Annotated in this window: 9 protein-coding genes and 1 pseudogene; 4 read left to right on the top strand and 6 right to left on the bottom strand. The window is 67.8% G+C overall.

The window, feature by feature from the left end; genetic code table 11:
- A pseudogene (locus C477_RS22455) lies at positions 1 to 253 on the top strand (hypothetical protein); the annotation flags it as partial.
- Positions 254 to 324: 71 nt separating this feature from the next.
- On the opposite strand, the gene C477_RS23755 reads toward C477_RS22455, so the two are convergent.
- Positions 325 to 465: a rubrerythrin-like domain-containing protein gene (locus C477_RS23755; protein ID WP_152423379.1), complete on the bottom strand. Its 141-nt coding sequence runs from the start codon at positions 463 to 465 to the stop codon at positions 325 to 327.
- Between the two features lie 429 nt (positions 466 to 894).
- Here C477_RS23755 and C477_RS22450 point away from each other — a divergent pair, with 429 nt between their 5' ends.
- Positions 895 to 2,115: an MFS transporter gene (locus tag C477_RS22450; RefSeq protein WP_008896874.1), complete on the top strand. Its 1,221-nt coding sequence runs from the start codon at positions 895 to 897 to the stop codon at positions 2,113 to 2,115.
- Positions 2,116 to 2,188: 73 nt separating this feature from the next.
- Positions 2,189 to 2,320 (top strand): rubrerythrin-like domain-containing protein, encoded by a 132-nt coding sequence (locus C477_RS23750; RefSeq protein WP_008896873.1) that lies wholly within the window; start codon positions 2,189 to 2,191, stop codon positions 2,318 to 2,320.
- 126 nt (positions 2,321 to 2,446) lie between these two features.
- On the opposite strand, the gene C477_RS22445 is transcribed toward C477_RS23750, so the two are convergent.
- Both C477_RS22445 and C477_RS22440 read right to left on the bottom strand, forming a co-directional pair.
- Entirely contained in the window at positions 2,447 to 6,388 is a 3,942-nt protein-coding gene (locus tag C477_RS22445) for a disk-shape morphogenesis protein volactin (protein WP_049914777.1), read from the bottom strand.
- A gap of 173 nt (positions 6,389 to 6,561) precedes the next feature.
- Positions 6,562 to 7,386, bottom strand: coding sequence for an MOSC N-terminal beta barrel domain-containing protein (locus C477_RS22440; RefSeq protein WP_008896871.1), 825 nt, complete (start codon positions 7,384 to 7,386; stop codon positions 6,562 to 6,564).
- Positions 7,387 to 7,610: 224 nt separating this feature from the next.
- Between C477_RS22440 and C477_RS22435 the strand changes: the two genes are divergently transcribed.
- Positions 7,611 to 8,075: a dCTP deaminase/dUTPase family protein gene (locus C477_RS22435; protein ID WP_008896870.1), complete on the top strand. Its 465-nt coding sequence runs from the start codon at positions 7,611 to 7,613 to the stop codon at positions 8,073 to 8,075.
- A gap of 57 nt (positions 8,076 to 8,132) precedes the next feature.
- Here the strand turns inward: C477_RS22435 and C477_RS22430 are convergent, their stop codons facing one another.
- The 3 genes from C477_RS22430 to C477_RS22420 all read right to left on the bottom strand — a co-directional run bounded on the left by C477_RS22430 (position 8,133) and on the right by C477_RS22420 (position 11,550).
- A complete protein-coding gene (locus C477_RS22430; protein ID WP_008896869.1) occupies positions 8,133 to 8,933 on the bottom strand; it encodes an enoyl-CoA hydratase-related protein in 801 nt (266 codons plus the stop codon).
- Entirely contained in the window at positions 8,933 to 10,516 is a 1,584-nt protein-coding gene (locus C477_RS22425; protein ID WP_008896868.1) for a long-chain-fatty-acid--CoA ligase, read from the bottom strand. The genes C477_RS22430 and C477_RS22425 overlap by 1 nt, the downstream gene beginning before the upstream one ends.
- Before the next feature lie 206 nt (positions 10,517 to 10,722).
- Entirely contained in the window at positions 10,723 to 11,550 is an 828-nt protein-coding gene (locus C477_RS22420) for a DUF6159 family protein (protein ID WP_008896867.1), read from the bottom strand.
- Positions 11,551 to 11,609 lie beyond the last annotated feature (59 nt).

Genomic DNA, 11,609 nt, shown 5'->3' with positions numbered 1-11,609 from the left:
GATGGATCTCTTCGCCGGATTCGACTTCTTCTGGGACGACTTCGCCGACAGGGTCGGCTATCACGCGCCCGGTATCCCCGAGGACTGGCAGGCGCGAGAGTACCACCCGGGTCTCGATACATGGGGGACGGTCTCCTCAATCAACGCCGAACTGACAGAGTTCGGCCAGATCGTCTCGGTGACCCTCAAGGAGGAGTACGTCGACTGGGAGGCCGAGTACGAACCGCCGGAGGACCTCCCGGACTTCGACTGACGAGGCGGCCGTTAGGGCCGCGTCGCCACAGACACGCGTGAGCTACTGCGGCGGACCGACGCGGCGACGCCCTACGCTCGGGCGACCGCGATATTTCTCGTTCGTCCGTCACACTCGGGACAGGACTCGAGCGAATCGGTCATCTCTCGGTAGCCACACTCACAGCACTCGTAGTACGAACGTTCCGGCGCGCGTGGGGCAGGATGCACCATGGTGGAATGGGTTGGCTTACCACGAAAAAGCGTTGTGCTGGTACGGACAGTACCTCATTCTACAATCATACTCGGATTGATCTCCTAGAATATTGTTCGTTCGTCCGATTATCCTCGATGGCTCGAGGACGCTATCGGTAGTCGTTCGTCCAATCGATCAGTAAGTGCAGGGATAACGCAGTTGCGACGGTCCGTCGGTATTCGACGCTGGGGTCAGCGATAAGCGGGGACTCGAGCGGACTCGAGGGCGAGCGCAGCGCGGCGACGATCGCCTCCGAGACGACCGACTACGAGACCGCCCGAGATCGGTCGTGACCGCCGTCGACCGGCCCCGCTGCAGTCACTGACACACCGTTCGACCCCGTTTCGATCGCGGTGGCGAAATCGGTGGGTATTCGTCGTTCGTTCGGATATCCCCGATAGACCCACATGGCGCTTCGCGAGACAGTCGATCGGCTCCGCGGCTACGACGTCCTCGTCCTGACGGCGACGATCTGGTTTCTCGCGAAATTCCTTCGCTACGCCTTCCCGCCGCTGTTCGACTCGTTCGGGGCGAGCTACGGCGTCTCGAACGCGGTGCTCGGGACCGCCTACACCGGACTGATGCTCGTCTACGCGGCCATGCAGTTTCCCTCGGGCGTGCTCGCGGATCGCTTCGGCTCGGTGGGCGTCATCACGGCGGGCGTCGTCGTGGCGGCCGTCGCCGCGCTCGCGTTGGTCGTCGACTCGCCGTTTCTCGTCCTCGTCGGCGCGATGCTCGTCATGGGCGCCGGCACCGGCGCGCACAAGACCGTCGCCGTTCGGCTGCTGTCGCGGGCCTACCCCGCGCGCACGGGCCGAGCCCTCGGCGTGCTCGATACGTTCGGTGCCTTCGGGGGCGTCGTCGCGCCGGCCGTGATCGTCGCCGTCGCGAGCGTCTCGTTCCCGCTGGGCGATAGCTGGCGGCTGCTCTTCCTGGGCGCCGGACTGGTCGGACTCGCTCTCGGCGCGGCGTTTCGGGTACGCGTCCCACAACGCCTGCCGGACGACTCCGCGGGCGACGCCGCTACGGCCGCCGTCTCGGCCGGCGGCATCGGCCAGTACACGACGCTCCTTCGGGACCCGCGGTTCGCGGTGTTCGCGCTGCTGACGGTGCTGTTCTCGTTCACCTACAACGGGTTCGTCGCGTTCGCCCCGCTGTATCTCACACAGGAGGCGGGGCTGACCGACGCGACGGCGAGCCTGCTCTACAGCGCCCTCTTCCTCGCGAGCCTCGTCCAGCTCGTCACCGGCGATCTTAGCGATCGGGTCGGACGACTCCCGCTCATCGTCGGCACGCTCGGGATCGCGTCGGTCGCCCTGACCGCCCTCATCGCCTTGACCGGGACGGCTGGGCCGCCGGTTCTCGGCGTGGCGCTCGTCGCGGTCGGCATCGGCTCCCACGGCTTCCGGCCCGTCAGGGGGGCCTACCTGATGTCGGCGATCCCCGACGACGTCGCCGGCGGCGGGCTCGGCGTCGTCCGGACGCTGCTGATGGCGGCCGGGGCGATCGCCCCCGCGATCGTCGGCACGCTTTCGGAAGTCGCCGGCTTCCGGCCCGCGTTCGCCCTCCTCGCGGCGTCGGTCGCCGCCGCCACAGCACTCGGCGCCGTGCTTTGGCTGCTCGAGTAGTCGACTTCGACGTAATTCATCGATACTATTTACCGTGGAAAGAGTTAACACGATCCATCACAAACGTTAGCACATGACAGTAGCCGAGCAGCTCGAGTACGAGTGTGTGGCGTGCGGGCACCGCGAGACGGTCGCCGACGCGCTCGTCAGTACCTGTCGGCGATGCGGGGGCGAGATGCGAAACGTCGACCCGATCCGCGAGTAACCGGTCGCAGCCCTCGTGACGACCGACGGTGCCGTTTTCCCGCAGCTCCGTACGCGTAGCGTCGGCTCCGCGAACGCGAGAATCTCCGAGGAGGAGCGGCTGTGCGTGCGACCCGCAACGATCTCCTTACCGACTCGCCGCGATAGCGCCGGCGATCAGGACGACGCCGAGCACGACGGCGACGGCGCCGATCGTCCCGTCGCCCGCGAGCGCGAGCGAGCCGCCGGCGACGACGCCGGCGCCGCCACCGCCGGCAGCGATCGGAACGACCGTCTCCGCCGTTCCGGACGACTCGTCCCGTTCGTGGGGTTGTGCTTCCGTCTCGACGCGTTCTCGCAACTCGGCGACGTCCGCCTGCAGTGCCTCGAGTCGCTCTCCGCGGGCCGTCGACGACTCCACGTCGTCGAGCGCCGACTCGAGTCCGTCCGCTCGATCCGCGAGCGCGTCCAGTCGATCGTCCGTCGACTCGAGGACCGCCTCGTCCGGCGTCGCGTCGAGGGCCGCCGCGAGGTCGTCGACCTCGCTCGCGACCGACTCGAGGCGGTCGTCGTGGGCCGCGAGCGAATCGCCTTGCCGATCGAGCCGCGACCCGTGCTCGCTCGTCCGGTCGTCGAGTTCGTCCGCGCGATCGGCCAGGTCGTCGACTCGCGTCGAGCGGTCGTCGAGTCGATCGATCCGACCCGCAAGCGCGTCGGTCTGGCCCTCGAGACCGTCGATGCGATCCGCGACGGCCTCGAGACGCTCCGCGACGCCCTCCGGCGCCGCCTCGCGGTCGGCCTCGAGACGCTCCGCGACGCCCTCCGGCGCCGCCTCGCGGTCGGCCTCGAGGGCGTCGATCGCCTCTCGCGTTTCGTCGGACGCCGCCCGAAGCGTTTCGAGCTCTCCCTCGAGGGCGTCGGTCGATTCCTCGAGCGTCTCGACGGCGTCCGCGGACGCGGCCGTCTCGTCGAGAGACTGGAGGCGGTCGTCGAATTCCGAGACGCGCGCCGAAACCCGTTCGACGTCGGCGTCGACCCCGTCGACGGTTTCGGTAACCTCCTCGAGTCGGGTCTCGACGTCGGCCTCGAGCGAGTCGACCTGGTCACCGAGCCCCTCGAGACGGTCCGCGAGCGCGTCGGTCTCATCCGCCACCGTCGATCGGAGATCGGACGCGACGTCGTCGAGGTTCGTCTCGACCGAGTCGATCCGATCCGTCAGCGTCGTCTCGAGCGCGTCGAGGTCGTCTCCGAGGTCGTCGACCTCCGCGGTCGCCGATTCGACCGTCTCCCGCGTCTCAGCGAGCGAATCGGACAGTTCGGCGACCGCGTCAGCCTCTGGTGCCGCTTCGTCGAGGCGATCGAGGCGCGACTCGAGCATCGCGAAATCGTCCTCGATCGATCCGACCGCGTTCTCGAGTCTCGTCTCGACGTCGTCCGTCCGGTCGGCGAGTCGCGCCTCGAGTTCGGTCGCCGTCGCTTCGAATTCGGCGGTCGTCGCCTCGAGTCGGTCGTCGACCTCCACTTCGAGCGAATCGACCTCGTCGCCGAGATCGGCGAGTTCGCTCTCGGCGGCGTCGAGGTCGGTCGCGAGGTCGGTGACCGCATCCTCGAGCGCCGTCCGCTCCGCGAGGTCCTCGAGTCGCTCCGAGACGCTCGTGACACTGTCTCCGAGTTCTTCGAAATCCATCTCGAGGGCCTCGAGGTCGTCTTCGACGGCGTCGACCCGTTCGTCGCTGGCCGCCGTCGCCTCGACGTCCCCGATCGTCTCCCGAGCGCTCTCCAGGCGCGCCTCCAGATCGTCGGCTCGGGCACCCAGCGTCTCGCGGGCGTCGGTGACGTCGTCGGCCACCGTCCCGACGCGGTCGTCGGTCGTCTCGAGCCGATCGTCGACGGCCGTGAGATCCTCCGCGACGGTATCGAGGTCCGTTCTGGTCGTCTCGAGCCGATCGTCGACGCCCTGAATTCGGTCGTCGACGTCATCGATCACGTCCTCGAGCCGGTCGTCGACATCGCCGACCCGGCTATCGACGTCTCCGATCCGATCGTCGACCGACTCGAGTTCGCCTTCGACCGCGTCGATCTCGTCCTCGATCGTCGCCGCCACGTCCTCGAGATCGGCGTCGACGGCGGCCAGTTCGTCGTCGACCGTCGCCTCGACGGCCTCGATCTCCGCGGCGAGTTCCGCGAGGTCGTCGTCGGTTCGCTCGACGTGATCCTCGAGTCGGTCGTCGACATCGTCGAGCTGATCGTCGACACCCTCGACCCGGGTCGCCTGCTCCTCGAGGCCGTCGTCCAGAGCGACGAGACGATCGTCGATCCGATCGACGTCCTCGTCGATCGCCGCGAGCGTCTCGGCCAGGCGATCGATCGTCACGATCGCGTCCTCGAGGTCGGCCGCGGACGCGGCCTCCACCTCGAGCCGTTCCAGGTCCGCTCGGAGCGTCTCGAGTCGTTCGTCAAGCGAGCTCGTTCTGCCCGAAACCCCCTCGAGATCGTCGGCGAGCTCCCCGATCCGCTCCTCGAGGGTCGCGCGTTCGTCAGCGGCGGTCTCCGACAGCGTCTCGAGGTCGGTCTCGAGTCCGGACTCCAGTTCGCCGATGTCGTCCGCCAGCTCGGCTTCCAACTCGTCGATGTCGTCCGCCAGCCCGGATTCGACCGCCTCGAGGTCGGCTTCCAGCTCGGTCGCGAGGCCGTCGACGTCGGTCTCTAAGTCCTCGAAGGCCGTCGAGAGCGCCTCGAGGTCGTCTCCCAGTTCGTCGACCGCCTCGTCGCTCGCGTGCGTCTCGCTCTCGGCTTCGAGGTCGCGCAGATCGTCGGCGAACGCCTCGAGGCGCTCGTCGAGCTCCGCGACCGTCTCGGCCTCGGCCGTCCGCTCCTCGACGTACGCGATGTCCTCGAACGCCGACTCGAGGTCGGTTCGGACCGATTCGATCTCCTCGTCGCGGTCGGCGAGCCGGTCGAACAACTGCTCGATGGCGTCGTCAGCGCGGTCGCGGTCCGCGCCGCCCTCACCGCCCAGATCGCCGTCGAAGGAGAGCGTCGTCGATCCGCTCGCGTCGGCGCCGGCCGGAGCCCCGTTCGACTCGTCGCCGTCCCCATTGGTTTCGGCCGCCGACCAGGTGACGTCCTCGTAGGCGTCGACGTCGTCCTCGGCCGCCGCGAGCGCACCGCGGGCGGCACTCCCGGCGGGGTCGTCGGCCAGCCGCACGCCGCGAACCGAGAACGGGAGCGCCGACGCGTCGAACCGCCCGCCGAGCAGGAACTCGAGGCCCTCGATCGCGCCGTCGCCGGCGACCGCGATCGGGACGGCCAGCCCCTGTTGCACGTCGTTCTCGTCGGCCTCGGCCGCGATCGCGTCGGCGAGGTCGCCGATCAGCGCGTCGTGGGCCTTCGCGAGCGCGCTCTCGACTTCGCCCGACGCGGCGTCGGGATCGAGCGCGAACTCCTCGCGGACGGCCGCGATCTCCGCCGGCTCGCGGCCGGTTTCGGCCGCCGCTCGCTCGACGATCCACTCGCTGCCCTTCGCGAGCGAGAACGCCAACGCGGGCACGCCGTAGTAGGCCAGCGCGACGCCGGTCGTCTGCGGTCCGATGCAGATGCCGAGCCCGGTGTAGTTGTCCTCGGCCAACTGGTCGTAGACGACGGCGAAGCCCCTGCTGATCGGCGTGGCGTCGGCCGCGTGCTCGGCGACGATCGACTCGACGGTCTCCCGGTGGGCCGCGGTCGGCTCCGCGGCGTCGACCAGCGTCCCCGGCGTCGTATAGCAGAGTCGCCCGTCGTTCCCGCGGATCTCGAGCTCGTCCTCAAGCAGTGCCTCGAGAGCCGGTTCGGCGTAGCCGTCGACCGCCAAGACACCGTTGGAAAACAGCGACTCGGGCGCCGCGCCGGTCGCGTCGGCGACCGCTTCGGCGGTCGCCCCCACCGCGTAGGTCGTTCCGTCTCGCTCTACGAACAGTCCGTCATCCGGCAGGTCGCTCCCCGCTGCATCGTCGACCGGAACGACGAGCGGCGGTACCGATTCGATCGCCTCCCCGGCCGGTTCGGCGGCCACCCTGAGCGCTCCCGGTCCGATATCGAGACCCGTTCCCATGCTACCGGGAAGTCAGAGCGCCCTCTTTGAGTTTTGGCTCCGAATACCAGATGTGAAAATAGCGTGCGGTCGCGTCTCGGCGCGTTCGGCCGGTAAACGGCCGTTTCACTTCGCTACGCCGATCGATGAGCACCAATGCGTCGGCCGTCGGCCGTCGACCGGCGTCGCTCGAGTCAGTCGGCCGGCGTCGGGGACGGGACTGGCTCCCCGACGGTGACCGGCTCGTCGACCGAGAGCGTCGTCCCCACCGACGCCTGCGGGACTCGCGTCTCGGACAACAGCCGGAAGTAGTGGTCGAACCGCACCGCGGTCGCCCAGTCGGGCAGCGTCGCGCGGCGGCGCTCGACGAACGTCTCCCGAAACCCGTCGGTTTGCGCGCCGGTCTCGGGGTCGCGCGCCGAGAGGCCGCGCAGTTGCGACGGTGCGGTCCCGTACAGCGTCGTCGACCCGACCTCGACGGGAACGATCCGATCGGCCCGCCCGTAGAGTCGGTCCTCCCAGAACGGCGGGGCGCCGCCGACGACGAGCGTCGGCTGGACGCGACGACACAGTTCGTCGGCGTCGATCTCGTCGTACCACTCGGCGACCGTCTCGAGCGTCTCGGCGCTGACGACCGTCGGCCCCGACGGAACTGCGGCGCTCGGGCCGCCGCTCTCGTCGGTGCGAACGATCTCGACCGAGTAGCCGAGGAACTCCGAGAGCCACGAGGCGAAACACTCCCGATCGAGGTCGAGGTGGAAGGTCGCGGTCTCGTCGCTTCCTCGTTCGCGGATCGTCACCGTCTCTCGCTCGAGGTCGTACGTCGTCTCGAGCCTGCGGAGTCGGGGTTCGCGTTCCGCGGTGACCGGCGCGGGTCGGGCGTCGCTTCCCGGTGTTCGCTCGACGATCGTATACCGCCGCTCCCACGCCGGTCCGCGGTCGACGAGCGTCCGTTCCGAAACCGAGATCGCATCGAGGGACGCGACCGGCCGAATCCGAATCCGCTCGAGGTGTACCATCGGCCCTACTGTTGACGGCCTAACTTTTAGGTGTGTTCGTTTTGGAAAGAATATCGGAAAGTCACTGTGGTTGATAGCGAGCCGCCGGTCGTGACCCGTATCGACGACGAGGGTGCCTCGATTGGGGTCCAGGTCCGATAGCTTCGACGGCGCTCGACGCGCTGACGACATTCGATGCGACGAGGACACGTTTTTTGCGCTGGGAACCCATCACTTCGACCGAAATGTCCGCCGAGCATCCGCTCGCCGAGGTCGTCGACAACCTCGTGTACGAACCCGTACAGGTCCACGAGCACGGCATTGATCTGACCGTCAGCGCCGTCTACGAGGTCGCCGCGCCCGGGCGACTGGATTTCGGCGGCGACGAACTCGAGGACGCCGACCTCGAGCCGGTCCCCACCGAGCTCCGGGAGCCGGACGACGAGTACGGCTGGTGGGCCCTCGAGGGCGGCCAGTACGTCCTCCAGCACAACGAGTTCCTGACGGACCTCGAGGAGCCGGTCCAGCTCCAGCCGCGCAACGAACTGCTGGCCCGGGGCGGCTCCCACCCCTCGATGCTGGTCGCGTCGCACCTGCCACTGATCCCGCTGACCGTCGCCGACGGCGGCCTGCAGATCAAGGAAAACGCGCGGGTTTCGACGCTGATTCCAGTCGGCGGCGGGACCGCTCGGACCGAGCCGGATCGCTAAGCGACGGTCGCGAACGGGGACGGGAGTATCGCTCGAGTCGGAGAACGAATCCGGCCGCTACCGGCCGTCGAACGACGGCTCGCGGTCCTCGAGGAAGGCCTCGACGCCCTGCTCGTGATCCGCGGTGTCGAAGACGATTCCCTGGGCCGTCGCCTCGTCGGTCAGGGCCTGCTCGAGCGATTTATCGAGCCCTTCGCCGACCAGCCGATTGGCGTGTCGGAGCGCGATCGGCGGGCCGGAGACGACCTTCTCGACGAACTCGTCGACCCGCTCGTCGAACTCCTCGGCGCCGTAGACGTGGTTGACGAGGCCGATTTCTTCGGCGCGGTCGGCGTCGATGATGTCGCCGGTCAACACGAGCTCCTTGGCGACGTTTTCACCGACGATACGGGGCAGCAGGTAGGACGTCCCGGCGTCGACGCTCAGTCCGACTTGCCGGAAGACGAAGCCGAAGACGGCTGTTTCGCTGGCCAGTTGCACGTCGCAGGCGATCGCGAGGTTCGCGCCGGCGCCGACGGCGGGGCCGTCGACCACCGCGACCGTCGGAATCGGAAACTCCACCACTCGTCCGATGAGTTCGTTTGTCGAGCGCTCGAGCCTGCGCACCCGCTCGTCGGCGGGGATGTCGTTTTCGATTCCCTCGACCATGCGCTCGATGTCGCCGCCGGCCGAGAACGAGCCGCCAGAGCCCTCGATACGGACGACTCGAGCGTCGCTGCCCTCGATCTCGTCGAGCGCTTCGGAGATACCGGTGCTGATCGCCTCCGAGAGGGCGTTGCGCCGATCCGGTTGGTCGAGCGTGATCGTCGCGGGACCGTCGGCCTCGATCTCGAGGTGGACCGCTTCGCCCAGCGCCATTATTCGGCCTCCGCTCCCTCCTCTTCGTCCTGCTCGCGGAGCTTGAACTTCTGAACCTTGCCCGTGGTCGTCCGGGGCAGTTCCTCGACGAACTCGACCTCGCGGGGGTGTTTGTACTCCGCGAGGTTGGACAGGCAGTACTCCTTGATCTCGTCCTCGGTGACGTCGCCGTCGGGCGTGCGGACGATGAAGGCCTTGACGGTCTCGCCGCGTCGTTCGTCCGGGATACCCGCGACGGCGGCGTCGGCGACGTCCTCGTGCTCGAAGAGGAGTTCCTCGACTTCGCGCGGGTAGACGTTGTAGCCGCCAGTGACGATCATGTGCTTCTCGCGGTCGACGACGTAGAAGAAGCCGTCCTCGTCGTGGTAGCCGACGTCGCCGGTGTGGAACCAGCGTCGGCCGCCCTCCTCGGTGAAGGCCTCCTCGTTGGCCTCGGGCAGGCCGTAGTAGCCCTTCATGACGTTCGGCCCGGCGACGACGATCTCGCCGGTGATATCGTGGAGGTCGGCTTCCTCCTCGTCGATCGGTCCCTCTTCGACCGGCGGAACCTCACCGAAGTCGTCGTCGACCACTTTCGAATCGACGCCGGGAACCGTTTTCCCGATGCTGCCGACCCGACGACCCTCGATCGGGCTGTTGAAGTGGGTGATCGGGCTGGTCTCGGTCAGGCCGTACCCCTCGTATATCTTCGGCTCGTAGCGTTCCTCGAACTGGCGCAGGACCTCGACCGGGATCCCGGAGCCGCCGACGCCGCAGAGCCGCAGCGACGACATGTCGAACTCCTCGGCGTTAGGCTGGTTGATCACGTCGTTGTACATCGCCGGGACGCCGTGCATGATCGTCAACTGTTCGTCCTCGATCAGCGAGACGGCGTCCTGTGCGTCCCACGAGGCCATCGGATAGTACGCGCCGCCGTTGAACAGCGCCGCGTTCATCGTGACCGTCATTCCGTAGATGTGGAACAGCGGCAGGACGCCGAGCTGCTTGTCGTCCGGCCGGATCCCGTCGGGGATGAGCTTCGCCGCGGCCTTCGCGTTCGACGACAGGTTCTCGTGGGTGAGTTGGACGCCCTTCGGCTGGCCCGTCGTCCCGGAGGTGTACGGCTGGACGGCGTCGTCGTCGTCGTCGCGCTCGGCGATACCGGGATCGCCCGGCTCGAGGAACTCCTCGAACGCGGTGGCACCCTCGGCGTCGCCGCCGACGCTGACGATGTGTTCGACGCTCGTCTCGTCCGCTACCTCCCGGACGAAGGGGACCAGATCGGCCAGCGCGACGACGACCTTGGCCTCGCTGTCCCCGAGCAGGTGGCCGATCTCGCGGGCCTTGTACTGCGGATTCATCGGGACGACGACTCCGCCGGCCCGCAACGTCCCGTGGAACGAGATCAGAAACGGCGGCACGTTCGGCAGATAGAGCGCGACTCGATCGTCGGCACCCAGCCCCCGTTCCTCGAGCGCGGTGGCGAACGCCCCGGTCTGACCCCAGAATTCCTCGTAGCTCGTTTCCGAGCCCTGAAAGCCGATCGCGGTGTTCTCGCCGTGGTCCTCGACGGCGGCCGCGACGTTAGTGACAAGATTTGTCATGCTCCGTGCGATACGTTTTCGTGTACCGTAAAAAAGATTGTCAAAGATACACCGGAGGAATCCTTTCCGACGGTAACCACTCACCCAATCAATACAGTCAACGTTAGCGAGTCGTTCCGGTTCGCCGACCGCGACCGGTCGTTCTCGAGCGTGAGTCAGGTCGCTGCTGATCCGTTCGAAGGGTGACTGGGACCGACTCGAGCGGGTCAGTCGTCGACGAAGATCCGGTCCGGGTCGAGTTCCGCGAGCGGGCCCACGCGCTCGCCGTCGGTCGCGTACCGGTAGAGCGCCGTTCGGACGATCATGCCCAGTACCTGCGTGACGACGAGGGTCGCGACGACCAAGAGGCCGCCGAGCGCACCGAGCACGTACGCGGTGAGTCCTGTCGCCGAGACATAGGCGACGACGAGCATGCCGATTCCGGTTAGCGTGACCGGGAGCAGCGCCAGGCCGATCCCGAACGCCGCGGTGATCGACTCGCCCCACGTCCGGGCGAACGCGCTACCGCTTCGCCGAAGCTCCGACCGGAGCGACCCCGTACGGTCCGTGACGATCACCGGGACGACGAAAAACGTCAGCAGCCCCCATCCGAGATTGAGGATCGATCGGGTGAGCGTGCCGACGCCGGGGACGTTGTCTTCGGCTACGTAGAGGAGGGTCCCAATCGTCGCGGAGACGAGGCTCCACTTCGCGATCTCCCGGCGGGCGTCCCACGCGGCCGCGAGCCCGTCGCGGGCCGACGTCTCCTCGCCGTCGAACTGTCGCGACGCGCAGTGGACCACCGCGGCATTGAAGAAGACGCCGACGCTCGAGGAAATCGCGAGGCCGGCGAACGTGGCGCCGTACCTGACGAGATCGTTCGTGAATACCGCGCCGAGCAGGCCGTAGTGGAGGATCGCGACGCCGACGGCCGCGTACGCACTGCCGACGGCGACGAGGCTCAACAGCGGGAGGATCGCGAGCCCAGGGCGGGCGCGAAACACGTCCAGACTGGCGTCGACTACCGCCAGCCCGTTGCGATATCGGTCGCGCATATTTCACGATAGTCACTCTGAATATATATTCTTGTTGGGTTTCTAACCGTACCGAGAAC

Source organism: Haloterrigena salina JCM 13891 (assembly GCF_000337495.1).
GTDB lineage: Archaea > Halobacteriota > Halobacteria > Halobacteriales > Natrialbaceae > Haloterrigena > Haloterrigena salina.
The sequence above is the reverse complement of the archived record's forward strand: the minus strand, read 5'-3'. Positions and strand labels throughout refer to the sequence as shown.